General features: G+C 55.9%; 27 protein-coding genes. 19 read left to right on the plus strand and 8 right to left on the minus strand.

Translation table 11 applies throughout. From position 1 onward, the window contains the following. Positions 1-55 precede the first annotated feature (55 nt). Entirely contained in the window at positions 56-301 is a 246-nt protein-coding gene (locus tag ACYVHC_RS06845) for a 50S ribosomal protein L31 (RefSeq protein ID WP_460612921.1), read from the minus strand. Between the two features lie 201 nt (positions 302-502). Between ACYVHC_RS06845 and ACYVHC_RS06850 the strand changes: the two genes are divergently transcribed. The 12 genes from ACYVHC_RS06850 (at position 503) to ACYVHC_RS06905 (ending at position 11,362) form a co-directional block, all read left to right on the plus strand. Beyond that, positions 503-703, plus strand: coding sequence for a hypothetical protein (locus tag ACYVHC_RS06850; protein ID WP_460612922.1), 201 nt, complete (start codon positions 503-505; stop codon positions 701-703). A 105-nt stretch (positions 704-808) separates the two neighbouring features. Further along, the gene (gene rdgB / locus ACYVHC_RS06855) at positions 809-1,396 is read left to right on the plus strand and encodes a Maf family protein (RefSeq protein WP_460612923.1); all 588 of its coding nucleotides are present in this window, start codon (positions 809-811) and stop codon (positions 1,394-1,396) included. Between the two features lie 160 nt (positions 1,397-1,556). Next, complete coding sequence (locus ACYVHC_RS06860; RefSeq protein ID WP_460612924.1) at positions 1,557-2,192, plus strand: uridine kinase family protein; 636 nt, start codon at positions 1,557-1,559, stop codon at positions 2,190-2,192. Between the two features lie 42 nt (positions 2,193-2,234). Beyond that, a complete protein-coding gene (locus tag ACYVHC_RS06865) occupies positions 2,235-2,693 on the plus strand; it encodes a DUF4268 domain-containing protein (RefSeq protein WP_460612925.1) in 459 nt (152 codons plus the stop codon). Between the two features lie 161 nt (positions 2,694-2,854). Beyond that, a complete protein-coding gene (locus ACYVHC_RS06870) occupies positions 2,855-3,223 on the plus strand; it encodes a hypothetical protein (protein ID WP_460612926.1) in 369 nt (122 codons plus the stop codon). A 156-nt stretch (positions 3,224-3,379) separates the two neighbouring features. Then, positions 3,380-6,364 (plus strand): protein translocase subunit SecD/SecF, encoded by a 2,985-nt coding sequence (gene secDF / locus ACYVHC_RS06875; protein WP_460612927.1) that lies wholly within the window; start codon positions 3,380-3,382, stop codon positions 6,362-6,364. Between the two features lie 149 nt (positions 6,365-6,513). Continuing rightward, positions 6,514-7,116 (plus strand): RNA polymerase sigma factor, encoded by a 603-nt coding sequence (locus tag ACYVHC_RS06880; RefSeq protein ID WP_460612928.1) that lies wholly within the window; start codon positions 6,514-6,516, stop codon positions 7,114-7,116. Then, positions 7,091-8,512: a porin family protein gene (locus tag ACYVHC_RS06885; protein WP_460612929.1), complete on the plus strand. Its 1,422-nt coding sequence runs from the start codon at positions 7,091-7,093 to the stop codon at positions 8,510-8,512. Before ACYVHC_RS06880 ends, ACYVHC_RS06885 begins: the two co-directional genes overlap by 26 nt. 372 nt (positions 8,513-8,884) lie before the next feature. Next, positions 8,885-9,331: a hypothetical protein gene (locus tag ACYVHC_RS06890; RefSeq protein WP_460612930.1), complete on the plus strand. Its 447-nt coding sequence runs from the start codon at positions 8,885-8,887 to the stop codon at positions 9,329-9,331. Between the two features lie 6 nt (positions 9,332-9,337). Further along, on the plus strand, positions 9,338-9,925 hold the full coding sequence (locus ACYVHC_RS06895) for a YceI family protein (protein ID WP_460612931.1): 588 nt from the start codon (positions 9,338-9,340) through the stop codon (positions 9,923-9,925). 12 nt (positions 9,926-9,937) lie between these two features. Next, positions 9,938-10,864, plus strand: coding sequence for a DUF5777 family beta-barrel protein (locus ACYVHC_RS06900; protein ID WP_460612932.1), 927 nt, complete (start codon positions 9,938-9,940; stop codon positions 10,862-10,864). Between the two features lie 45 nt (positions 10,865-10,909). Next, positions 10,910-11,362 (plus strand): CHRD domain-containing protein, encoded by a 453-nt coding sequence (locus tag ACYVHC_RS06905; protein WP_460612933.1) that lies wholly within the window; start codon positions 10,910-10,912, stop codon positions 11,360-11,362. 130 nt (positions 11,363-11,492) lie between these two features. Here ACYVHC_RS06905 and ACYVHC_RS06910 read toward each other — a convergent pair whose 3' ends face one another. Then, a complete protein-coding gene (locus ACYVHC_RS06910) occupies positions 11,493-12,125 on the minus strand; it encodes a NifU family protein (protein WP_460612934.1) in 633 nt (210 codons plus the stop codon). Between the two features lie 220 nt (positions 12,126-12,345). Between ACYVHC_RS06910 and ACYVHC_RS06915 the strand changes: the two genes are divergently transcribed. Next, positions 12,346-13,713: a sodium:proton antiporter gene (locus tag ACYVHC_RS06915; RefSeq protein ID WP_460612935.1), complete on the plus strand. Its 1,368-nt coding sequence runs from the start codon at positions 12,346-12,348 to the stop codon at positions 13,711-13,713. A 65-nt stretch (positions 13,714-13,778) separates the two neighbouring features. Here ACYVHC_RS06915 and aroC read toward each other — a convergent pair whose 3' ends face one another. Together aroC and ACYVHC_RS06925 are read right to left on the minus strand one after the other, a co-directional pair. Further along, positions 13,779-14,855 carry a chorismate synthase gene (aroC, locus tag ACYVHC_RS06920; RefSeq protein WP_460612936.1) on the minus strand — a complete coding sequence of 359 codons (1,077 nt, stop codon included), beginning with the start codon at positions 14,853-14,855 and terminating at the stop codon, positions 13,779-13,781. A 71-nt stretch (positions 14,856-14,926) separates the two neighbouring features. Next, the gene (locus ACYVHC_RS06925; RefSeq protein ID WP_460612937.1) at positions 14,927-16,339 is read right to left on the minus strand and encodes a BatD family protein; all 1,413 of its coding nucleotides are present in this window, start codon (positions 16,337-16,339) and stop codon (positions 14,927-14,929) included. A gap of 340 nt (positions 16,340-16,679) precedes the next feature. Between ACYVHC_RS06925 and ACYVHC_RS06930 the strand changes: the two genes are divergently transcribed. The 5 genes from ACYVHC_RS06930 to ACYVHC_RS06950 all read left to right on the plus strand — a co-directional run bounded on the left by ACYVHC_RS06930 (position 16,680) and on the right by ACYVHC_RS06950 (position 20,679). Beyond that, a complete protein-coding gene (locus tag ACYVHC_RS06930) occupies positions 16,680-17,426 on the plus strand; it encodes a ferritin-like domain-containing protein (protein WP_460612938.1) in 747 nt (248 codons plus the stop codon). Positions 17,427-17,472: 46 nt separating this feature from the next. Further along, the gene (locus ACYVHC_RS06935; protein ID WP_460612939.1) at positions 17,473-18,375 is read left to right on the plus strand and encodes a ferritin-like domain-containing protein; all 903 of its coding nucleotides are present in this window, start codon (positions 17,473-17,475) and stop codon (positions 18,373-18,375) included. A 189-nt stretch (positions 18,376-18,564) separates the two neighbouring features. Beyond that, positions 18,565-19,287, plus strand: coding sequence for a ferritin-like domain-containing protein (locus ACYVHC_RS06940; protein WP_460612940.1), 723 nt, complete (start codon positions 18,565-18,567; stop codon positions 19,285-19,287). A gap of 20 nt (positions 19,288-19,307) precedes the next feature. Beyond that, entirely contained in the window at positions 19,308-20,216 is a 909-nt protein-coding gene (locus ACYVHC_RS06945) for a ferritin-like domain-containing protein (RefSeq protein ID WP_460612941.1), read from the plus strand. 268 nt (positions 20,217-20,484) lie between these two features. Further along, a complete protein-coding gene (locus ACYVHC_RS06950) occupies positions 20,485-20,679 on the plus strand; it encodes a hypothetical protein (RefSeq protein ID WP_460612942.1) in 195 nt (64 codons plus the stop codon). 90 nt (positions 20,680-20,769) lie between these two features. Here ACYVHC_RS06950 and queG read toward each other — a convergent pair whose 3' ends face one another. The 3 genes from queG to ruvB all read right to left on the minus strand — a co-directional run bounded on the left by queG (position 20,770) and on the right by ruvB (position 23,626). Continuing rightward, entirely contained in the window at positions 20,770-21,756 is a 987-nt protein-coding gene (queG, locus tag ACYVHC_RS06955) for an epoxyqueuosine reductase (protein WP_460612943.1), read from the minus strand. A 34-nt stretch (positions 21,757-21,790) separates the two neighbouring features. Continuing rightward, entirely contained in the window at positions 21,791-22,483 is a 693-nt protein-coding gene (locus ACYVHC_RS06960; RefSeq protein ID WP_460612944.1) for a hypothetical protein, read from the minus strand. A gap of 93 nt (positions 22,484-22,576) precedes the next feature. Then, positions 22,577-23,626 (minus strand): Holliday junction branch migration DNA helicase RuvB, encoded by a 1,050-nt coding sequence (gene ruvB / locus ACYVHC_RS06965; protein ID WP_460612945.1) that lies wholly within the window; start codon positions 23,624-23,626, stop codon positions 22,577-22,579. A gap of 189 nt (positions 23,627-23,815) precedes the next feature. Between ruvB and ACYVHC_RS06970 the strand changes: the two genes are divergently transcribed. Further along, on the plus strand, positions 23,816-24,772 hold the full coding sequence (locus ACYVHC_RS06970) for a hypothetical protein (RefSeq protein WP_460612946.1): 957 nt from the start codon (positions 23,816-23,818) through the stop codon (positions 24,770-24,772). 13 nt (positions 24,773-24,785) lie between these two features. Here the strand turns inward: ACYVHC_RS06970 and ACYVHC_RS06975 are convergent, their stop codons facing one another. Next, positions 24,786-25,118, minus strand: a complete 333-nt coding sequence (locus ACYVHC_RS06975) for an HIRAN domain-containing protein (protein WP_460612947.1) — start codon at positions 25,116-25,118, stop codon at positions 24,786-24,788. Positions 25,119-25,347 lie beyond the last annotated feature (229 nt).

Consider the following 25,347-nt stretch of genomic DNA (forward strand, 5'->3'; position numbering starts at 1 on the left):
GGGAGTTCATATGTAGACCAACAGCAAGCCAGTACTGGCTGAGTGCTTCGTCGGATTACTTCTTCTTGTAGCGGTTCATGAACTTCTCTACGCGGCCAGCAGTGTCGAGCAGTACGTTTTTGCCGGTGTAGAAAGGGTGCGACTCCGAGCTAACTTCCACCTTAACAACGGGGTAAGTTTTGCCATCTTCCATCGTGATGGTCTCGCTAGAGTTCATCGTCGAGCGGGTTACAAATTTGAAGCCGCTGGAAGTGTCCTGAAACACGACTTCGCGATACTCGGGGTGAATGTCTTTTTTCATGGTCGTAGTGCCGTTTGTACCTTGTTGCCTGCCGATTTTGCGGAAGGGACTGCAAAAGTACATGTTACGCTCGTATTTCAAAAGCACTTTCCATCTTTTCCGCCCTAAGCTAACGCCTTCCGCCTCACAAACCCCATATTCTATTTGCGGCTTCGTATACTTGCCCCCATCATTTGTGCTATCTACATTACCGTTACTGTTATGCTTCGAACTAGTGCTTTGCTATTGTTGCTGCTGTTTTGCACTGCTATAGGATACAGCGCAACTCTTCTGACCCAGCCCCGCTCCTCGGCGCCCTCTGCCCTACTTTCGGCCCTACAGCCTACCAAACCGGCCGTCCACACGGCGCCTACTGCACTGCTGGCTCGCTCCTGGAGCACCATCAAAACCATGTTTCGCTAGGTAGCGCGGGGGCCTGAACCCTGCTTAGTAAAGCTCAGGCGTCAGAAACCGGCTAAAGTCCGGTTGTTTTGCGCTCCACACTACCTGCCACTAACCATACTGCCCATGCGCCTCTGCTTTGCCTCCAATAATGCCCACAAGCTCGATGAAATTCGGCCGTTGCTGCCGCCGTCCGTAGAGCTGCTGAGCCTGGCTGATATCGGCTGCCAGGAGGAATTGCCGGAAACCCAGGATACGCTGGAAGGCAATGCCCGCCAGAAGGCACAGTACGTGTGGGACCATTTTGGAGTGGCCTGCTTTGCGGATGATACTGGCCTGGAAGTAGAAGCTCTAAATGGAGACCCTGGCGTGTACTCGGCCCGTTATGCCGGCCCCCAGCGCTCGGCCGCTGATAACGTGCAGAAACTTTTGCAGGAGCTGAGCGGCCATGCTAACCGCGCAGCCCAGTTCCGGACGGTAGTAGCCCTAGTGCAGCCCGATGGCCGCATGCTGGATTTTGCAGGCATGGTTCCGGGCCGCATTACGGAAGAGCTGCGCGGCCACGAAGGCTTCGGCTACGACCCCATTTTTCAGCCCACGGAAGGCGACGGACGCACGTTTGCCGAGATGACCCTAGCGGAAAAAAACATCATCAGCCATCGGGCCCGGGCCGTGGCCAAGCTGGTGCAGTACTTACAGGAAGAAGTGAAATAGAAGAGGCGTATTGCGGCCGGTTTGCGGCTCGCATGGGCCTAGGGACGGCAGAGTTGCCGGCCTCTATTTGCCTGCTCTCACAACTTCACTGCCCACGCCTCAGCTAGATTTCTTACTTTTGCAGGGTTGGCCCCGCCGGTACGGGCCTATTCCCACCTCCATGCAACACCCTTTCATCGTCGGTATTACGGGCGGCAGCGCTTCGGGCAAAACCACGTTTCTGCGTCGGCTGCTGGCCTCGTTTCCCGAAGAAGAAATCTGCCTGATTTCGCAGGATAACTACTACCACCCCCGGGAAAACCAACTGGTCGATTCCCAAGGCGTAACCAACTTCGACCTGCCCGGCAGCATTGACTCGGCTGCGTATGCGGCTGATGTGCTGCGCATTAGTCAAGGTCTGGAAGTACGACGCTCTGAGTATACCTTCAACAACCCCAATGTAGTACCCAAGGAGCTGGTTTTTCGGCCCGCTCCTATTGTGGTGGTGGAAGGCATTTTCGTGTTCTACTTTGAAGAGGTAGCTAAACTGCTGGACCTGAAAGTGTACATCGATGCGCGGGAGCACGTGAAGCTGCAACGCCGCATTGTGCGCGACCGAGACGAGCGAGGCTACGACCTGGAAGACGTATTGTACCGCTACACCAACCACGTGGCGCCTACCTACGAAAAATACATCAAGCCCTTCAAGCACGACGCCGATATCATCATCCCGAACAACCGGCATTTTGATAAAGGCCTGGATGTGCTGGTTTCCTACCTGCGCAGCAAGGTGGCCGAAAGCCGCTCGGTGCAGTAAGCGGCACTAGGTCCCTTTCTCTTCTGAACCCAACCAACGCGTATGTACAGCAAAGCCGAAGCAGCCCAGTTGCGGCAGGCCTTCTGGACAACCTTTGGGCAGTATATGGCCCCGGTGCCATCGGCCGAAGGCGAACCCACCAACTGGATTAACTACCGCACCGGCCTCAAGCACGTGCAGCTGCGCATGCGCACCGAAGACCGCCGCGCTACCATTGGCCTGGAGCTCACAAACCCCGATGCGGACCTGCGGGCGTTGCAGTATGAGCAGTTGCAGGCCTTACAGAATTTACTACCCCCTGTGCCGGGCCAAACCTGGGAGTGGCAGGAAGAAGCTGAGGAAAACGGCCAGCCCATGAGCCGCGTGCAGCAGGAGCTGCGCGGCGTCAGCCCCCTGAACCGCGACGACTGGCCGGCCCTGATTTCCTTTTTCAAGCCGCGCCTGATGGCGCTTGATGAGTTCTGGAGCCAGGCCCGCTACGGCCTCGAGGACCTAAGCTAAGTTGTTCAGCCCAACTGTAGTTTGGGCACTGTACCCCTACTGAAAAGAGCGCCTGGCCTGCCAGGCGCTCTTTGTTTTTGAGGCTCTGGCAGGCCCTAGCGAATACAATTTTGCGCGCGGCGAGGCAAAAAACTATATTTGTACCTCTTACCCCCATCGAGTTGCTTTTCCTCACTGCCTTTTTGCCACGCCTGCGTTTTGCCCTCATCACAGCCACCGTGCTGATGGTGTTGGGGCTGAACAACCGGGCTGTGGCTACGCTGCGGGCACTTCCGGCACGCCATGAAGCCCGGGTAGACGCCGCGCCGCGCACGGCCGTAGTCAAGCAGCGCGTACTCCTCGAAGCTACGGCGCCCCTAGGCTATTTCGTAGCTCCGGCCGCTGATGCCTGGCTGCCGCTGCCCATCGTATTGCCCTCAGTGCAGTGGCTACCCCTGTGCTTTGCCGGGCCGAGTCCTTGCCCCCGCGCTGTACCCGACTGGTTCCGGGCGCAGCTGCTCCTAGCAGCCCTCTCGCCCCAAGCTCCCTAACGGACCGGGCCTTTTGTGCTGTTGTAATTGAGAAGCAGAATCTGTCGCTGATGCCGCTTTCTGCCGCGCCAGGCCAAGCCTGGTTATCTTGCTTATACAGTCGGGGCCCCGTTTCACGGCATCGGCCTTTCCCACAGGATATCAACCTACTATTTCATGCGTAATAAAGGACTCATCATCGCCCTGACACTTCTTGTGTCAGCGCTTTGCATCTACTTCCTCTCGCTGACCCTCGTGTCGCGCGGAGTGCAGAAAGATGCGGCCCGCTTCGCCTCGCGCAGCGGCCAGCTTAACGAAAAACAGCGTCAGCACTACCTCGACTCGGTGTGGCGCGCGCCCGTATTTGGGCCCCTGACTTATAAGGAAGTACGCCAGTCGGAGCTGGGCTTGGGTCTTGACCTGAACGGTGGTATGCACCTCACGCTGGAAGTTTCGCCGGTGGAAATTGTTCGCGCCATGAGCGGCAACTCCAAGGACGTAGCTTTCAACAAGGCCCTGGACCAGGCGCAGGAGATGCGCAAAACCAACCCCTCTACTCCCTTCACTACCCTCTTCGCGCAGTCGTTCCGCAACGTAGCACCCAACGATAAGCTGGCTCGCATTTTTGCGAACACCACTAACAAGAGCCGGGGCATTGATATCAACTCGACCAACGAGAAGGTAATCAGCGAAATCAACACGGAGGTAGAAGAAGCCATTGAGCGTTCCTTCAACATTCTGCGCACCCGTATCGACAAATTCGGCACCAGCCAGCCCAATATTCAGCGGGTGAAAGGCACGGGCCGCATCCAGATTGAGCTGCCAGGCGTGGATAACCCCGACCGCGTGCGCAAGCTCGTACAGGGCCAAGCTAAGCTGGAGTTCTGGGAAGTATGGCGTCAGGATGAATTCGCGCCCTACCTCAACCAGCTCAACCAAGTACTGAGCGCCAAGGAAACGGCTGCCGCTACGGTTGCTGCTCCGGCCAAAGCTACCACTGACACCACAGCTACCGCCGCTGCTACTGCCGGCGACTCAACCTCTCTGGCTAGCCAGCTGGCCAAGAAAGGTGCCACCGCTACAGCCAAAGCGGACTCTGCTGCTCCGCAGAAAAACGTATTGGGCAGCCTCTTTACAATGCCTGGCACCCTAGGCGCCAACATCCGGGATACGGCCCGCGTAAATGCCGTACTCCGCAGCCCCGACACCCGCGCTGTACTGCCTACCAACCTCACCTTTATGTGGGGCGTGAAGCCTGACCTCATTGAGGGCCAGGAATACCTGCAGCTGTATGCCATCCGCAAGAGCCGTGATGCCGAAGCCCCCATTGGCGGTGAGGTGATCAGCGACGCCCGCGGCGACTTCGACCAGATGAGTGGCCGCGCCGAGGTTTCGATGCAGATGAACCCCGGCGGTGCCCGCAAATGGGAGCGCCTCACCGGAGCTAACATTGGCCGTCAGGTAGCCATTGTACTCGACGACAACGTGTACTCAGCACCCGTGGTGCAGGCTGAAATTGCCGGTGGCAACTCCAGCATTTCGGGCAACTTCACCATTGAAGAAGCGCAGGACTTGGCCAACATTCTGAAAGCTGGTAAGCTGCCAGCTCCTACTCGCATTGTGGAGGAGGCCATTGTAGGCCCATCCTTGGGTAAGGAAGCTACCAACCAAGGTTTGTACTCAACCCTGGGCGGTCTGGTGATTATTATGGCGTTCATGGCAGCGTACTACGGCCGCGCAGGCCTAGTAGCCGATGCAGCCCTGCTCTTCAACCTGTTCCTGATTATGGGTGTGCTGGCGCAGTTCTCTTTCGCCCTCACGCTGCCCGGCATTGCGGGTCTGCTACTTGTAATTGCGTCGTCGGTGGATGCCAACGTACTGATTTTCGAACGCATCCGGGAAGAGATTGATCACGGCTTGCAGCCGGTGGATGCCATCAACAAAGGCTACTCGCGTGCTTTCTCGGCCATCTTCGATGCCAACGTTACGACCCTGATTATTGCCGTTATCCTGTTCACGTTTGGTACGGGCCCAGTACAGAACTTCGCCATTACGCTGCTGATTGGTGTGTTCACCTCGTTCCTGTCGGCGGTATATGTCTCGCGTCTCATTATTGAGCGCATGGTAAAGGGCAAGAATACTACCACCCTCAGCTTCAGTACCTTCCTATCTCGTCATCTGTTCAAAGACCTGAACTTTGACATTGTGGGCAAGCGCAAGATTGCCTACGCCTTCTCCACGGTATTTATCATCGTAGGCTTTGGCCTGATGTACCTGCAGGGTGGCCCGAACCTAGGAGTTGACTTCCGTGGTGGCCGCGCCTACGTGGTTAGCTTTGATAAGCCAGTAGTAGCCTCCGACGTGCGTGATTTGCTGACCAACGACTACTTCGGTGGCGCCGGTACGGAGGCCAAAACCTTCGGCGCTGAAAACCGCCTGCGCATCACTACTGGTTACTTGGCTAACGACGAAAGCGTAGATGCCGATAAGCAAGTAGAAGCAGCCATGCTAAAAGGCCTTAACGCTAAATATGGCGCACTGAACCCCAAGAAGGAAAGCTCGGCTAAAGTAGGCGCTACCATTGCAGACGACATCAAGCGTACCTCGGTGCTAAGCCTGGGCCTGACGCTGCTGGCCATCTTTGTGTACGTACTCTTCCGCTTTGAGAAGTGGCAGTATTCGCTTTCTGCCGTAGTGGCCCTGTTCCACGATGCGCTGGCAGTTATTGCTTCCTTCCCAATCGCCCGTGCCATGGGTCTCAACTACGAAATGGACCAGGTGTTCGTGGCGGCCGTTCTAACTACAATCGGTCTTTCCATGAACGATACCATCGTTATCTATGACCGAATCCGCGAGTACCTGCGTGAGAATAAGCACCTTACGTTTGCGCAGGTAGTAAATCCGGCCCTGAACAGCACCTTCTCCCGCACCATGATTACGTTCACTACCGTATTCCTCGTGATGCTGGTATTGTACATCTTCGGTGGTGAGACTCTGCGTTCGTTTTCCTTCGCCATGCTCATCGGTATGATCTTCGGCACGTACTCTTCGCTGTTCATTGCGGCTCCGCTTATCCTGGACACGTACGGCCGCAAAGAGAAAGCCCGTATGAACGCCGTTACCGACACGGATGCGCCTAAGCTAAGCACAGCTCAGGTGTAACCCTCTTGTTTCGGCGGACTACCAGTTCGTAAATCCTTTCTAAAAAGCCCGGCTTCTCAGCCGGGCTTTTTTTATTAAATTTTATGAATACTCAGGCAACCTTTCCTGATTGGGCTCCGAGTTGAGAAGTAACTAGACGCTCCGCTGCCGTGGTTACCCCCGAACCAGACTCTGCGCTGCTTACCGAACTGCTGGCCGGGTGCCGGAGGCTGGACCGTACCAGTCAGCGCCACTTGTACCGCCGCTACTACCCCTATGCCCTTAGTATTTGCCTGCGCTACCTCCACAACCGCGACCAAGCCCAGGAAGCCGTAAACGACGGATTCCTAAAAGTTTTTCAGGAACTACCGCGCTTTGATGCCACTCGCCACCCGCAGGATCTGCCCGGCTCTCTGCGCGGCTGGCTGCGGCGCATCATGGTTTGCACGGCCATCGACCACTTTCGGGCCGCTCACCGCCACGCCTTCCAAACCGAGCTAGATGCTGCTACCTCCTACCTAGCCGACACCAACACGACACCCTTAGATGACCTTTCTTTTGAAGAGCTGCTTCGGCTAATTGGGGAGCTGCCACCAGCCTACCGGGCCGTGTTCAATCTGTTTGCTATTGATGGCTACTCGCACGAGGAAATAGCGGAGAGCCTCCACATCTCGGTTGGCGCCTCTAAATCAAACCTATTCAAAGCCCGAGCACAGCTCAGGTGTTTGCTTAAAAACCACCATCACCATGCGTACGCCGGATATGTCAGATGAAGAGCTAGATCAGCTGTTCCGGCGCGGCGCCGATGCCTACCCCGACGAGGTCTCGTTGTCGGGCTGGCTGCGCCTGAGTGAGCAGCTAGATGAAGCAGCCCAGCAGCAACGGCTGCGGCGGCAGGTCCTGCGGCGAGTAACGGGGCTGTTTGCGCTAGAAATGGGGCTAGTGGCGCTGCTGTTTTTCTTCTGGCACTTTCCGTCCCGGCTTCCGCTCCGCCCTTCTGCTCCCGTCTCGGGCCAAGTGGCAACGCAGCCCAACCGGCCAACCAGCTCTCTCGGTTCGACCTTACCTGGCAACGGTACACTGCGCGGTACTAGCTCTTCGTCTGGCCCAAACCCTTCTGTACTCAGCGCACCAACTGCGCCATTCGCTACAACCCTACCCTCTCGGCAAACAACAACTGCACCTACCTCGCCGCGGCTGCAACCTGCCCCGGCATCACTCAGCTTAGCTGTTGTCACCCCAATGGCTTCAGGAATTACTAGAGCACTCAGCAAAAGCAACCCAGGCGTAGCGGTTCGGCCAAGTATGAATGCTAGTACGGCGGCCGAACTTCCTACGGCCGACCAGCAGGCGCCAACAGCAGCCCGCGCAGCCAGCCTTTCCGAAAGCAGCACTGCAACCGCTCCAGAGGCTTCCGGCCAGCCGGTTGAGCAGGCCGCCGCTTCTACCCCGATTCCCCCTACCGATTCTCTGGCCCGCACTTACGCTCCTGATTCGGTGGCACAGGCCAGCATTTCCGCTGCTGATTCTGTGGCGGCGCCTGCCCGACCCGAGTTGCCGGGTTACCGCCTACTGGTGGGGGTAGTAGGCGGCCCCGAGCTCACGGCGGTGCTGCCGGGCCCGGGTGCTCGGCTAGGGGGCACGTTTGGCCTAACCGCCGAATACCGCTTGTCGTCGCGCTGGCGCATCCGGACGGGAGTTTTGCGCAGCGTAAAGCGCTACGCCGCCCGCGGCTCTGATTATAATCCGCCGCCCACTTACTGGACCTGGCGCATCCCCATCGAGCAGGTAGATGCCAATTGCCGGATTGTGGAAATTCCGCTGGATGTACGCTACGAGGTGATTTCCCGGCCGACGTATTCCCTATATGCTTCGGCGGGGCTTACCTCCCTGCTGATGCGCAATGAGCGGTATTCGTACCACTACGACATCAACGGCCAATATGTGAACCGCACCTGGAGCCTTTCAAAGGGCAGCAATGCCGCCCTGCGAGTGGTGAACCTAAGTGCGGGCCTGGAGCGCACTCTCAGCGGCCGCTGGACCATGCAAACCGAACCTTTCCTGAAGCTGCCACTCAGCGGCGTGGGTTTCGGCAAAATCCGCCTCAACAGTGCGGGCGTACTGCTCGGGGTGAAGTACGGACTTGTTCGACCTCGTACGGCACCGTAAGCCGCTTTCCCTTCTTTCTGACCCTAGTGTTTGGCCTCTGCTTGCGGAGGTTCCAGCAACTGATATGGCCTGTTCCGGAGCAGGCTCGGGTAGCTGTTGCCTTCCTTTTCGTCACTTCAGCTCTTCTACCATCATGCCTCACAACTTCCCTTTACACGCAAGGCGGGGCGCTGCTCCGGGCGGCTGGCGTTGCCCTATGCTAGCGCCAGCCAGATCCTTCAGCTCAGATACTACTTCTGGCAGACTTACACAGATACCGCTCACCTACAACGGCCAGCTCTGCCATGACTACCTGGCCGCTACGCTCAGGCGCGGCTACGCGCAACTACATGGATTCGGAAGCAAAGGAAACCGCTGGCAAATGGCAACATCATGAGCCGCGTGGTTGAACAAGACAGCTGGGCTGCGCGCGGGGGCCCGCGCCCGGCTGTCGCTCTCACCATCAGCCGCTGGCTCTGGTGGCTACCCTTGGTGGGGCTGGCCTTGCTGCCCGCCTGCGCCTACGATAGTGCCGAAGAGCTGCTAAGCCAGGCCCCAGTGGCCCCAGCCTGCGACTCTACAGCCATTACCTTCTCCGCATCCGTCGCACCGCTGTTGCAGCAGCGGTGCGTGAGTTGCCACAACAATGCGCTACGCAATGGCAACGTGAGCCTCGAAACCTACGCTCAGGTGCAGCAGGTAGCCGCTAGTGGCCGGCTGCTGGGCGCTGTAACGCATGCGCCGGGCTTCGCACCCATGCCCCAGAACGAGGCTCGCCTGCCCACCTGCGACCTGGCCACCCTGCGCCAGTGGGTGCGGGCGGGGATGCCTAACAACTAAACCACCATGAAAAAGCATTATGCTGCGCTGCTACTGGGCCTGCTGGCCTGGGAGCTGCCGAAGAGTTATGCCCAAGATGCGCGTTATCAGACTCGTGCGGGCACCATCTCTTTTTTCTCTGCCAGCCCCCTCGAAGACATAGAAGCCCGCAGCCAGCAAGCGGCCGCCCTGGTAGATATGCAAACCGGACAGCTGGCCTTCAGTTTGCCCATCCGCTCCTTCGAGTTTAAGCGCAGCCTCATGCAGGAGCACTTCAACGAGAACTACATGGAGTCGGAGCGCTACCCGAAGGCCACATTCACGGGTCATTTGGTTGACTGGAATGCGGATGCGCTACAAGGCAGTACTGCCCCACACGCTGTAGTTGCCGAAGGCGACCTGACAATACACGGCGTAACGCGCCGAGTGCGGGCGCCAGGCACTCTGGCTATGCAGAATGGCCAACTGGTGGTGAATTCCAGCTTCTCGGTTGCGCCAGCTGATTATCAGATTAAAATCCCGGCGTTGGTGCGCGACCATATTGCCAAAAGCGTGCTTGTGACGGTACGCCTTACCTGCGCCCCGGTCCGGACCACGGCCGCTTCTCATCCCTGAATCCGGACCTCTATGTTTTCTACATCTGTTTTTCGCCACACGGCGCTTTGGGCACTGCTGCTACTGCTAGGCACCCGCGCTGCCCAAGCCCAGGATCCGCTGCTTCAGGAGCTGGAGCAACAGGCTGCCGACACGCTACGGCCCGAACTGGTGCAGGCCACCTTCAAAGGCACGCGCATCATCAATGGGCACAGCAGCGAAACGCCGGGAGCGGGCACGCTGATTTTCCTGATTTCACACCGGTTTGGTACACTCAACAGCGGGGCCTACAATTTCTTTGGCCTCGACCAGGCTACCATCCGGCTAGGCATGGAATACGGCCTAACCGATAGGCTGGCGGTAGGAATTGGCCGAAGCTCCGTAGAAAAGACGGTTGATGGATTTCTGAAATACCGGGCTCTGCGCCAGCGCAGCGGCCCCGGTGGCTCACCCGTGAGCGTCACGGTACTAGGCAGCACGGCCATCAATACCCTGCGCTATTCCACCGCTTCGGACGGGTTCAACCACACGTTTGTGCGGCGGCTCGCCTACAGCTGGCAAGCGCTGATAGCGCGCAAGTTCAGTCCTTCTCTCTCAGTCCAGCTCAGTCCTACGGTGGTGCACCGCAACTTGGTAGAGGAGAATGCCGACCCGAACAACATCTACGCGCTAGGGCTTGCGGGCCGCCAAAAGCTCACGAAACGAGTGGCCCTTACGCTGGAGTACTTCTGCCGGCTGCCCAACTCCCGCACCTCGGGCTGGCACGATGCCCTAGGCGCCGGCTTTGATATTGAAACCGGCGGCCACGTATTTCAGCTCCACGTCACGAACTCCAATGGCATGATCGAGTCGCAGTTTGTGCCGCGCTCGAGCGGGCGGTTTTTCAAGGGCGACATTTATTTCGGCTTCAATGTGGCCCGCAACTTCACGCTCCGCTCTTCGGAAGGCTTCAACCGCTAGGCCTACTTATTGCACCAACCGTTTCACCCTCTACCTCCTACCCTCATGAAAACTACATTTCCTGCTTTCCTGCTCCTGCTGTTTGTTTCGGCGGCCATGCCTGCCTGCAATGACGATGATGACGATGACAACGATACAACCCCTTCCACTACGGTGCAGCTTCAGGCCTCGCTCACTGGTCAGCAGGAAGTTCCAGCTACTCCTTCAGCAGCTACGGGTACTTTCTCGGGCTCCTTTGATAAAGTAACGCGGGTGCTTACGTACACCGTTTCGTACCAGGGGCTAGCCCCCTCGGCGGGCCATATCCACCAGGGCGCACCAGGCATTAATGGCGGTGTTCTCGTTCCGTTCAGCAGCGTTGCTACCTCACCTATCACGGGTACTGCCACGCTTACCGAGGACAACGCTACCAAGCTGCTAGCTGGCGAAACCTACGTAAACCTGCATACACCGGCGTATCCGGGCGGCGAAATTCGGGGGAACATTACCGGGCTATAGATTAGTCAAAAACAGCAACCGTAAGCTGAACTACGCTAAAACACTACCCCTCTAAACGCACCAAAGCCCGGCCAACTTGGCCGGGCTTTGGTGTTACTCTACAGTAAGTAGCAGGTTCTTAACTAGTCGCCTAGAAGCTGGCCGTTACGCCTTCTGCTACTACCTCTTTCACTTCCGGAACCATGCGCTTGAGCAGGTTCTCGATGCCGGACTTCAGCGTTACCGTGGCCGAAGGGCAGCCCGAGCAGGAACCCTGCAGGTTCACCGTCACGATACCATCTTGGTAGCTCTTGAAGGTGATGTTGCCACCATCTTGCTCCACGGCGGGGCGCACGTAGTTATCAAGCAGGTCAATAATCTTTTGGCTGGTCTGCTGATCGGCCTCCGAGGAGTCGCCGGTGACAGCTGCCTGCTGGGCGGCGCGCTGCTCAGCGGCAGGATCCACGGTGAAAATTGGGCCACCAGCCTCCACATACGATTTCAGAAAGCTGCGCAGCTCGGGAATGAGCTGGGCCCACTGGTGCTCGGTGGTTTTGGTGATGGTCACGAAGTTCTGAGCCATGAACACGCGGCCCACATAATCGAAATTAAATAGCTCCTGAGCCAGCGGCGAGTTGGCAGCGGCTTCCAGGGTTGGATAGTCCACGCTCACCCCATCCGACAGGAGTTGGGTGTTGAGCACGAACTTCATGGATTCGGGGTTGGGGCTGGCTTCGGCGTAAATAGAAACCGGCGCAGAGGGGGCAGTGAGTTGTTCAGCCATGTTTGAAAGACTTGGAGACAAGCGGGAGAAAGTCGGGCACGTTTTATTGGCCCGACCAAGTAAACCGCAATAGGCGGTAATAGTTGCAAAGGTAATTGAATGCTAGAACAACAGTGGCAGCCCTGAAGTGCACACTAGGCACTTTTACTTTGCAAACTGCTTTTGGTGACAGCCAGAAAACGCGGCACTCTGGCAGGCAGCTTTACCTTTACCCCTGCTTATGCTGCATCCGCTCTTGCTTGCTACTGGCGTACCACCTGCCTGGCCCCTGCTCCTTCCGTTCTTTGGTTTGCTTGGCCTGATTGCCAGCGGCCCCTTGCTTTTCCCTAAACTCTGGGAACATTGGTATGCGCACATTGCTGTGAGCCTGGGCCTGCTGATGCTAGGCTACTATGGCTTTGTCAGGCACGACTGGCACACGGCCCTTGAGACGCTGGCCGAGTATGTTTCCTTTGTGGTGCTGCTGGCGGCGCTGTATGTGGTAGGTGGCACGCTGTACCTGAACATAAACGTGCCGGGTACCCCGGGCCGCAACGTGCTGTTGCTGGCAACCGGCGCGGTACTAGCCTCTATTGTGGGCACAACCGGCGCCTCCCTAATGCTGATCCGGACGTTTATTCGACTGAACGACCAACGCATCCGGCCGTATCACATCGTTTTCTTTATCTTCATTGTCAGCAATGCCGGCGGGCTGCTCACACCCCTCGGCGACCCGCCGCTGTTTATTGGGTACTTGCGCGGCGTGCCGTTTTTCTGGACCTCAGCGCACTTACTAGCCCCCTGGCTCCTGACCAACGGCTTGCTCCTGCTGATATTTTGGCTGAAAGACCGGCGTAACCCGCAACCCTCGTTGCTATCTAATAGTGAGAGGCGGCGCGCCCGCTCCAAAAAAGGTTTGCCGCTTTATGATTTTAACGGGCGCTGTAACTTACTGTGGCTGGTGCTGGTACTTGGTGCTGTGTTTCTGGATCCGGCTCGCATGCCCTGGCTGCCTACACTGCCCGTAGCAGGCCTTCAGATTTCATTTGTGCGCGAGGCCATTCAGCTGCTGGCCGCCTGGGGCTGCTATCGTACTGCCCACCACAAAGCCATTACGGGTAACCATTTCCAGTTTGCGCCCATTCTGGAGGTAGCGTTCCTGTTTTTCGGCATCTTCCTGACCATGATGCCCGCGCTGCAAACCGCGGCGCACGTTGCCGCCAACCCGGAGGTAGCTAGCCGGCTTACTCCTACCTCGCTATACTGGCTCACGGGTACGCTTTCGGCCTTTCTTGATAATGCACCTACTTACGCTTCTTTTCTGGGCCTGAGCCTCGCTGGCCACGACCTGAACTTTGCGCAGCCGGCTGCCGTCCGGCAGTTCGCCGAAGACGCTGCCACCCTGCCTCTGCTACGAGCTATTTCCAGTGGAGCCGTGCTATTTGGGGCGCTTACCTACATTGGCAATGGACCCAACTTTCTGGTTCGCTCCATTGCGGAGAAAGAGGGCATCCCGATGCCCAGCTTTTTTGGGTACATCGGGCGTTACGCAGTGCCTTACCTGCTGCCAATCCTAGCCTTAGTAAGTTTGCTATTACTAGCCCTGTAAAGCGGCCCAACCCTATAAAAAAAGCCTGATGTACTCATGTCATCAGGCTTTTTTTATAGGGTTATTTACGCTTTGTTGGCCCTGGCCCGCAGCAGCATATCAGCCAGCACGAGGCTGGTCATGGCATCGACGATGGGAACGGCGCGGGGCAACACGCACGGGTCGTGGCGGCCCCGGCCAGCTAAGGTTATTTCCTCGCCCTGGTCGTTGATGGTAGCCTGCGGTTGCAGAATAGTAGCCACGGGCTTAAACGCTACCCGGAAGTAAATATCCTGCCCATTGCTGATGCCGCCCTGAATGCCGCCGCTGTAGTTAGTGCGGGTACGTACCTGTCCGGCATCATCGGTATAAAACTGGTCGTTGTGCTCTGAGCCAAACAGCAGCGTGCCGGCAAAGCCCGAGCCGTACTCAAAGCCCTTCACGGCATTAATACTGAGCATAGCCCGTCCTAGCTCGCTGTGCAGCTTATCGAATACCGGCTCTCCGAGGCCGGCGGGCACACCTTGCACTACCCCGGTTACTAGGCCTCCTACCGTGTCATGCCGGTCGCGGGTTTGCCGGATGAGCTCAGCCATGCGCTCGGCCGTTTCGGGGTGTGGGCAGCGAACGGGGTTACTCTCAATTAAACTCAGATCAAGCGCTTCATAGCCCAGCGGTACCGCCACTGCCCCCACCTGCGACACGTAGCTGCTTACGCGAATGCCATGCTGGTTGAGCAGTTGTTGCGCCACAGCACCGGCGGCTACGCGAGCGGCCGTTTCGCGGGCTGAGCTGCGCCCACCACCCCGGAAGTCGCGGCGGCCGTACTTCTGATCATAGGTGTAGTCGGCGTGCGACGGCCGGTACGCGTGCTCAATGTGCGAGTAGTCGTGGCTGTGCTGATCTTGGTTCCGGATGAAGAGGCTGATAGGCGTGCCGGTGGTTACTCCCTGAAATATTCCCGATTGAATTTCTACCCGGTCGGCTTCTTTGCGGGGGGTAGTCAGGTCGCTTTGCCCGGGGCGGCGCCGGTCTAGGGCCGCCTGAATTAGTTCTTCCGTCACGGCCAACCCGGCCGGACATCCATCCAGCACTACCCCAATGCCGGGCCCATGCGATTCGCCGAAGGTGGTAATGCGAAATAGTGTGCCGAAAGAATTCATAAGAAAAGCGGTCCGTTGGTGAGCTATGCCAGGCAAAGGTACAGCGCGGGCGGGCATTGCCGAGGCGGGTGTTAGCGCCGACTACGCCACCAGCCTACGGCGGCTACGCTCAGCAGTGCCCCTAGCAGCATATTCACGTAGCGCTGCACATTATTATAGGCATCTCGGGGCTGCGGCGTGGTATCCGCAACGCGCAGGGCCGTACTATAAAACGGGTCATCGGGCCGGGCCCGGAAGGTGGCAGCTTGTTGCACTGCACCGCGCACCACAGGTTGCACATCAGCCTGCAAGGTATCGTAGCGCCCCAAGGCCGGATTGAAGATGATGAGTCTGAACAGGCTGTCGAGCGGAACGGGGCCGGGCCGCCGGGCCACCATCCGAAACCGAAAACTCTTGCGCCCACCCACCCGGCTGCCCTGACGCGTAAGCTCCTGCTGCACTTCTGGCCCATATACTTCCAGGTTAGGGCGCACCGGGGGGGTAGCAAGATTCACGGCGGCCAAATTTCCCTCGCCTTCCACCGTGAAGGTATAAGCAAAGGCCTGGCCTGTCCGGAAGGTAGTGCGGTCTACTGCTTCCTTGAGCTCATAATTACCAACAGGCACTTGGTCGCGCAGGGGGTGCGGCGGCAGCGCCACCACCGGCACCGTGCGGGGCGCCGAGTAATACACCTTGAATCCCTCCATCCGATTATCAAGGCCCTGCACCGGCTTTTTGGCCACGCGATATTTCACCATCTGCAAGCCCACCGAAGGAAAAACGAGGGCCTGCGTATTCAGCGGATACAGTTCAGCCTCCCAGAGGCGGTAGCGTAAAAAAGGCCTGCCGCCGACCATTACGTTCTCGGGTACTACTTCCTGCTCATCGAAGCCTTCTTCCCACACCGTGCGCTGGTGCAACTGCCGAATAATCTCGGGGAGCTGGGTGGCGAAATTGTGAAAGTTCAGTACAGCTTGGTCTTGCGGGGTGAGGTAGAAGTACAGTGCCACGTGCACGCCTTCGCCCACATACACCCGCGCCTTATCCGGAACTACTGCCAGAAACGCTTGATCTTGGGGCTCTACGTATTCCTGCGGCTTGGGCTTGCCAAAGAGCTGGTCGAGGAGGCCAATTCCCTGCAACGGTCCGCTTCCCGGGGTGGCAGTGGCGGGCGGAGCCGCTTGCTGCGGGCCTACTTTCAAGGTAGCGCCCTCCGACATAATGGCATTGCCATTAATGGTCATGGTAAAGGGCTTCACGGTAAAGGCGCCTTCCGCAAAGGCGGCGTAGCGCTGGGTTATGGTGAGCTCTGTAGACGACTGGCCGTTGACAATGCGCGTTGTCGTCGTGCTCGACTTACCACTTTTCTTGAATCCCTCGAGCTCCGGAAACGCCGTGTAACGCTCTAAAGGAGCCCCGCGCAGCCGAAAGCTGATGGTGTAGTACTCATTGAGCGGAAACGCGGCCTTCCCCAGCACAATTTCAGCCGCAGGAGTTTGCGCCACTGCTCTCAAGCTAAGGCCTACGCCCAATAGGCAGAGCAAGCAGAAAAATAAACGCATACGCCTGTTTTGAAACGCGAACTAGCCAAATCTACGCATAAACGCCTGAAAGCAGGTTTACGTGTGGGTACTAAAACCAAAGCCAGGGTATTTAATGTCCAGCTTTCAGTATGGCTCTAACAAGATTTTGGCATTAAGAAATCCATAGCAGAAGCTAGGCCGTATCTCACTGCACAACCACCCACGGTAGAATACTCATTGCTCTTTATTGGGTTTTTGAATAGCCGATAATAGTCGGGTGGCTCTGTATTGCCCTTTATTTTTCACCCAAACCTTCCTTTGTATGTCTAAGATCACGCAAAACGGCAGCGATGACGCGGAGTTCGCTAAGCCGCTTTACACACCTATCAAGCGTCGTTCCTTCTTTATGTACGCCGGTGCTACGGCTGGCGCTACCGCTCTGCTGCTCTCGGGCTGCGATGACGACGATGATGACAACGGAATGCCTGGTATGGTTGATGTTGGTTCCGGCGACACTGGCGTACTCAACTATGCATATGCCTTAGAGCAACTTGAAGCTGCCTTTTACACTACCCTGCGTACCGGCACCTACTATACTGGTCTAGCGGCAAGCAGCGCTGAAAAATCAGCTCTTGATGATTTGTATTACCACGAGGTGATTCACCGCGAGTTGTTTAAAACGGCACTTAGCACGAGTGCCATTAAGGCTCTAGATCCTGACTTCTCTGCTATTGACTTCAACGTGCGTACTGCGGCCGCTGGCTCTGCTAAGCTGGGTGTTCTGGATGCAGCCAGAGCATTTGAAGATTTGGGCGTGGCTGCTTACAACGGCGCAGGCAAGTATATTACCAGCTCCGACTACCTCACCTTGGCTGGTAAAATTGTATCGGTTGAAGCCCGCCACGCGGCTCTTATCCGCGACCTGATTGCAAACGGCTCATTTGTAGGTTCTGATGTAATTGATACTACGAATGCTCTAGAAAAGTCTAAGGAGCCTTCTGTAGTAGTAGCCACGGCGAATACTTTCCTCAAAGAGGGCTCGAAGCTGAACGTTTCGAACATCAAGTAATCAGCCCTTTCAACCCTATTTCGTCTTACTCCTGACTTTTCGCACCATGAATATTATTAAGCTCATTTCTGATATTGAGAAAGTAGACCCAGAAGTCTATGATCGTCTTGACTCTCGTCGTCGTGTATTTACCCACATGACTGGTATGGGCAAAACGCTGGCTGCTGCTGCCGTACCTGGTTTTTTGAGCGCTGTGTTCAGCAAGGCCTATGGTCAGTCTAGCACTCTTCCCGCCGACATCGCCGGCGTTCTGAACTTTGCGCTAAAGCTTGAATACTTGGAGTCATTGTTCTATAACCGTGGTGTTAGCACTCCCGGCCTAATCCCTGCCGGCGCAGGTCTGACTGCTCTAACCACTATCCGGGACGACGAAAGCAAACACGTAACGTTCCTGCGCGGCGTGTTGGGCTCTCAGGCCATTGCTCCGCTAGCAGAGGGAATACTGCCTGGTAACATCGATTATACTGGCTCTAAGGGTGGTGCCCGCGCTCCACTTTTCCCTACAGTATTTACTGACTACCAGACGTTCCTCGCTGTAGCTCAGGCCTTCGAGGATACGGGCGTTCGGGCTTACAAAGGCGGCGCTCCACTTCTGAAAGCTAACAAGACGGTTCTTGAAGCTGCGCTGAACATTCACTCAGTAGAAGCTCGCCACGCCTCGCACCTGCGCACTATGCGCCGTGGTGGTCCAATGGTAGCTGGTGCTGGCACCGGTGCTTCTCCTAAGAGTTGGATTACGGGCAATGATGGTGGAGGCCCTGCTCCTTCAGCCACTGCTCCTATTTATGCTGGCGAAGAGAACGTTACCCAAGGTGGCGTAAATCTGCAGACGGCCTTAGCCTCGTTCAACTTCCCGGCCAATGCTTTCTCTGAGGCCTTCGACGAGCCTCTGGACGTTCCATCGGTTACGGCTATTGCTCTGAACTTCGTAGTAGGCAATACTTTCTAAAGGAATAACTGCCTATTTCAAAAAAGGACGGCCTAATAGGTCGTCCTTTTTTTATGGCTGAACGTGAGTACGCAACCTTTACGCTGCAGCGTTACTCTTCTGGTTGGTGCATCCCGGTTTATCGGAGTACCTTTGTTAATCGGGATGTTACGGCCTGCGTTGGGCTGTTCCCCGCTGAGTTACTTACGCATGTCTGACTCTGTCGCTTCATTTTTCGGTCGAGCCCTGCGCCGCCGCTCTTTTTTCCGGGTAGCGGGCGCTACGGCAGCTACCTCCATGCTCGTGCTGGCTGGCTGCGGCTCCGATGATACGGGAGACCCTAATCCTACTGTAGAGCCGGTTGGCACCCTAAGCTTTGGCAGCGGTGATACTGGCATCCTTAACTACGCTTACCTTCTTGAGCAACTGGAGGCCGCTTTCTACCAGAAAGTAGTAGAAGCATTTCCGAGTGATTTCACGGCCGAAGACAAAGCGGCCTTCGTTGACCTGCGCGACCATGAAGTAATTCATCGGGAGTTTATGAAGTTTGCGTTGGGCGAAAGCGCTTATGATACGAATAAGCTTCCCCTCGTTTTCAACTTCACTTCACTTACACTCACTACTCGCGCAGGCGTGTATGCTGCAGCTCAAACGCTGGAAGACGTGGGAGTAGCCGCCTATAACGGCGCTGCCAAGCTGCTTACTGACGTTACATATTTGCAGTTGTTCAGCAAAATCTCATCGGTAGAGGCGCGGCATGCGGCATTCGTACGCGAGCAGGTGCAGCCGGGCTCCTTTGCTGGCGCTGACGTAGTGCCAATTAGCGGCGATACCGCTGGCCTTGATGTAGCCAAAACGCCCGCCGAAGTTGCGAAGCTGATTGCTCCGTTCGTGACGGTCATGATCAACACCGATTCCCTTCCCACCACGTAGGCCGCGCCCGTTTTTCGACTATGAACTTTCTGAATTTACTGGCTCGGCTTGCCGAACTACAACCCGAAACGCTCCAAGGAGCGGCCCCGCGCCGGGCTGCGCTAACCCGCTTGGGCCAGGCGGGCGTTGCTTTGCTTCCAGCTCTAATCACAGCACTGCCCCAACAGGCTACGGCAGGCACTCTCGACACGCGTACGCGGCTGGACGTGCTCACGCTGGCCCTTACGCTGGAGTACCTTGAAAGCGAGTTTTATGCCCAAGCACTAGGTCTAGTTTCGGGCAAAGGCCCCGCTAACGTAGATGCATTCTTTGGCTCAGCCCAGAATAAGTCTGCCATACAAGCCATACAGACCCACGAAGCAAGTCACGTAGCACTGTTCACCCGCCTGATTACAGATGCTGGCAGCAGTGTGCCGGCTAAGCCTAACTTCGATTTTACGGGTAGCAAAAACGGCTCGCGTGCCGCGCTGTATCCTGATGTATTCAGCAACTTCGACACCTTTTTGAAGGTAGCACAGCTGCTGGAAGATGCGGGAGTACGCGCCTACAAAGGACAGGTTGAATATGTGCAGACCGACAATGCCTTACTAGAAAGCGCTGTCCGGATTCACTCAACGGAAGCCCGCCATGCCGCCCAAATTCGGACGATGCGGCGCAAGCGCGGCGCTACCGTTAAAAGCTGGGTAAGCCCTTCGGATGCTCCTATCACAGCGGCTGGCACTACCCAAAACCTGGCATATGCCGGGGAGGAAAATCGGGCGCAGTATCTGTCAGGCCCACGGCTGGTTCCTTTCGCCTCTACCTTGCCCATTAACGTAGCTACCCCGCCCTTGCCGGATGCTGAGATTCTGGCCAAAGTGGCTGAGGCGTTTGATGAGCCACTTGATGCGGCTACTGCTACTAGCCTCGCGCAACTCTTCATGTATTAGTAACCAACGCAACACACGCAGGAAACCTGCTAACCCGAGCTTTGTAAGAAAGGAACGTATCTCACGTTCCTTTTTTTATGCGCCACCGGAACTGAATGGGTAGCCTTTCACGTCTGGCACTTGTATTTACAGAGCATTTTTTTGTATCTTTCAAGACACCTGCCAAAACAAATAGTGCTGAGCTAAGCTTTTTTTAACTGTGCACGTACAAGCTGCGTGTTCATCAACTTCCGCTCTTTTAACCACCCTGTGAAAACCAACTCCACCCATGCTTGAGTACGCAAAAACCATTCTCCTCAAAGTAAGCTTCGACAAAATTCTCTTTGAGAAGGAGCTTCGTAAAGCCCTCCGGACGCTTGTTCCGGCAGAGCTTTCAGAGTTGAAAGCTTGGTGCTACCAGCAATTTTCCGCTCTGTACCGTCGGATTCTGAACCGCGTGTTTACCCAACCGACGGTCGCTTAAACTATTCTTTCCTTTCCGCTTTGCACCACCGAAGCCGTAAGCCACTTGCTACCCAGCAAGCCTGCTTACGGCTTCGGTGTTTTTCGGCTGTTACATACTGGGTGTATCGGGCTTGCTTTCCGGGGCGGGTGGGGTTGGCAGTGGTTCCTGCCCTAGTACAAACCGAATGTTGCGCTGCAAGCCCGCATAGCCTGTGCGCTTCACTGCTGACTGCTTAAAGAGCTCTGAAAACAGCTCATGAGTAATTTCCTGCCAATCGTTGGTCGTGAGGTCTTTCAGGCCGGGGTGCGCATTGAACTGCGGCTCTTGGTGGGGTTTGGCAAAGCGGTTCCAGGGGCACACATCTTGGCATATGTCGCAGCCAAAAATCCAGTTTCCAAATTGCCCTTCTACTTCCCGCGGAATCTGGTCCTTGAGCTCAATGGTAAAGTAGCTAATGCATTTGCTGCCATCCACCACGTAGGGCTCCGTAATGGCTTGCGTGGGGCAGGCATCGAGGCACTTGCGGCAAGTACCGCAGTAGTCCTTAATCGGGCCGTCGTACTCTAGCTCCACGTCTACAATCAGCTCGGCAATGAAATAGAACGAGCCAATACCGGGCGTGATGAGGTTGGAGTTTTTGCCCACCCAGCCCAAGCCACTCTTTTTCGCCCATGTCTTGTCCATCACGGGAGCCGAGTCAACGAAGCAGCGGCCGCCTACCTCCCCTATCTCCTCCTGCATATCGTGCAGCAGGGTTTTGAGCTTGTCTTTAATGACGAAGTGGTAGTCGCGGCCGTAGGCGTACTTGCTTACTTTAAGGGTGTCGTCGGGCAGTTGCTGCTCTTCGGGAGGGTAGTAATTCAGCAGCAGCGAAATCACCGATTTGGCGCCATCTACGAGCAGGCGTGGGTCAAGGCGCTTATCGAAGTGGTTGGCCATGTAGGCCATTTTGCCGTTCATCTGGCGGTTTAGCCAGTTTTCGAGCCTAGGCGCTTCCTCCTCCAGAAACTCAGCCTTGGAGATACCGCAGTACATAAAGCCCAGCTCCGCCGCCCGGCGTTTGATGAAAGCAGTATAGTGAGCGGTTGGGAGCATGATAAAGCCTGCTTAATAATCTGTAAAAATAACATCAAAAATCCCGCTCACCGAATACAAAATTGGCAACAACTTTTTCCCTTGAGATGTCCAACAAAAATTTGGCATCACCATTATCATATCCAAACGAATGCTTATCTATCCATTTACACTTTTTAGCAATTTTATAAGCACTATCATACCAGTACCAATTCCTTTTTTCTAAAATCACTTTATTTATTTCCTTGCCACCTGATATAATAACACGCAATCTTGTACGGGTTTCAGTTTTCTCAATGACCACGCAGCCACTGTACTTTTTATCGGGAGAATATTTACTAGGATATGTTTTTTCGAATCTAAAGTCAGACTGAACAATATAATCATAAGCCTTCTGGAAGCACTCCTTCTCCCAACCATATATAGAAGCCAAATCCATGATAGCACTATGGAGTAAACCAAGTATATATTTATTCTGCTGTGTCTCGCATAATCCTAAATACATATCACCATCCACAGTAATCTCATAATTGCATATTGAACCAAAATAACAAGGATTGCGACAGTTATTTCTTTCTACAAAAATAACGCATATCCTTCCTGTATTTTTTGGCTTATATCCGCTTAATCGATCATGATAGAAATCAGCAATTAAGTTTGCCTTAGCTCTAAATTTCCAATCAATCGGAGCGTCCTGAATAATTTTCCCTTGATGGTATATCGTTATATCATACAATGGCGCGCCCATTTTCTGTGTTTTCTAAATTATACAGACTGCAAAAAATAGCGGCGAAAAGCACTTTCATGCTCTTCGCCGCTTCAATAGTGTGATGCAAAAGTGTTAACTAAACAGCTCGCCCGGTGTACCGGTATTACCGCGCAAATGTTGGGGCATTGTGCGGCCGAGGTGCTGATAGGCTAGCTCCGTGGCTTCGCGGCCACGAGAGGTACGCTTGATGAAGCCTTCCTGAATCAGAAAAGGCTCGTACACTTCCTCGATGGTTTCGGCTTCGTCGCCGCAGGCCGTGGCAATAGTGCTGAGGCCAACGGGGCCGCCCTTGAACTTATCGATAATGGTGCTCAGAATGCGGATGTCCATTTCGTCGAGGCCGTTCTGGTCTACGTCGAGGGCGTTGAGGGCAAACTGCGCAATTTCCTGCGTGATGGTGCCGGTACCTTTAATCTGGGCGAAGTCGCGGGTGCGGCGCAGCAGGTTGTTGGCAATACGCGGCGTACCGCGCGAACGACGGGCAATTTCGAAGGCAGCATCCTCATAAATGGGCGTGCCCAGGATTTCGGCCGAGCGCAGCACAATCGAAGTCAGCAACTTGGAATCATAATACTCGAGGCGGGAGCTGATACCAAAACGGGCCCGCAGCGGCGAGGTAAGCATACCAGAGCGCGTGGTAGCCCCAATAAGCGTAAACGGCGACAACGAAATCTGAACTGACCGCGCGTTCGGACCCGAATCGAGCATAATATCGATGCGGTAATCCTCCATGGCCGAGTACAGGTACTCTTCCACTACCGGGTTCAGGCGGTGAATTTCATCGATGAACAGCACATCGTTCGGTTCCAGGTTCGTGAGCAGGCCCGCCAGGTCCGAAGGCTTATCGAGCACAGGACCGCTGGTCATTTTGATGCCTGACTCCAACTCGTTGGCAATAATGTGCGAGAGCGTGGTTTTACCTAGGCCGGGAGGCCCGTGCAGCAATACGTGGTCGAGGGCCTCGCCACGGTGCTTGGCGGCGGCCACAAACACTTTCAGGTTTTCTACTACCTTGCCCTGGCCGGTAAAGTCATCGAAGGAAAGGGGCCGCAAGGCCTTATCGATGTCCTTTTCGGTGGCGTCCATGTGGTCTTTGCCACCAGTCATATACGATTCGCGCATAAGCGTACAAGTAATTCAGCGTGTCGAAAGGTAACAGTTCGGGGGCTGGGTTGGTGCCTTTTTTAGCAAAAAATATTACCCAATACCTATTTAACTAATGCCATTAGCAAAACACTAGCTTCTCATCTGCGCCCAACTTACCTAGGTTTAAAATCCGGCCTAACTTGCGGCTTCATCTGCTCTGCCTCTATGTCTGCTGCTTCTTGGCTTGATGCCCTTCCTTCTGACTTTTACGACCAGCTAGCCCACTGCCTGAGCCTGCACGGCATGGCCGCGGCCGAGCTGCTTAGCCACCCCGAAGCGGCCCCTCTCAGCCAACTGGCACAGCTTACCACCGCTGATGTTCAGAAGCTAAACCTAATTCAGACGCACGCTGACCTACTGGCCTCCTTGCGCGCCGAACCGCTGGGCGTTTATCACCTGCTGCTACTAGGCCGGCTTACCTTGGAAACCTCTTTGGCGGCTCCCGTGCTAGGCTATGTGCGGCAGCAAATGCAGATTACGACTGCGCAGCTAGAACACCTGAAAACTTATTGCCTGGAGCTGAGCGGTGCTTTTTTAACTACACTGGAAGAGCACGTTCCGGCGCCGATTGGCACCGCTTCACTAGGCCTGCACCGCCTCCAAATCGAGGAGGCTTTTGCGGCGCTACTAGCGGCCAAGCCGTCTCCAGTACCGGCCGCCAACCTGCGCCTTTCAGAGCCGCAGCTGCAAATGCTACGGTTGGCCCTGCTGCTAGTACATAGCCTGCCTTCCAACGAAGGACATCCGTTTCTGCAGGCAGTAAGCCAACTCCCCAACCTGCAGCCCCAAGCGCTGGAGCCGCTTATTGAGCACCTGAGCCGGGTACGTGCCCAGGAGCAGCTCACGCTTACCATGCCGGAGCTGGTGCAGCTCTACCAAGGTATGCAGGTGTGCGGCATGGTGTTCGTATCGGATGTAATGAGTCAGATTGGGCTGGAGGAAGCCTTTCCGGTGCTTACGGAGGCTGAAACAGCCGCCACGGAGGCTGCCCCCGCCAGCAACCGCCAGGCCGTAGGCGAAATGGTAAGCGGCTTCACGCAATGGGTGCAGCATACTTTCCCCGATGCGCCAGAAATTCTGGCCGCCCGCGAAGAAGTGCTGCGCCTAGCCGACTCACTCTAGCAGTTTGCGGCTATTATTGCCCTAGTAAAACCTCAATTTCCAGGTGCAACCACTCGTCTTCCCAGGCTTTATGGGTAAGGCGGGCCGTTAGCGGGTAACCCGCATCCAGCAAACGAGCCACGGTTTCGTTGCGGCCTTCGGGCAGGTAGCCCAGCCAGAACGCGTCGGGGCCAGTGGTAAGCACGCGCACGGCCCAGTCGTCGTAGGTGCTGTCGGCCTCGCGTTGCAGGGCCAGTTCCTGAGTAGGTTGCAAACGTGGCTCGTACTCGCGCAGGCCCTGGCGGTGGGTGGTACCAGCTACCAAGCATTCAAGTAAAACCAAAGACTCGGGCGTAGACGTGGACATAGCGTGCAAGAAAGATTGAGGCCGTAAAATACACCGACTCGCCACAACTTTTCTTGTCGGTATAGCCGAATGTCGTTTTAATCGACTTCGACTTCCGTCTGCTTACACTAAACGAGTGCTGAATCACCGCTCAGCACACTCACCACACCTTACGGCAGGTTCGGCTTGCTTGTATCCAAAGGAGTACGCTACACTATATAGGAACGATATTACCATATTCTAAAAAGTA

The sequence above is a fragment of the Hymenobacter seoulensis genome (genome assembly GCF_054780535.1).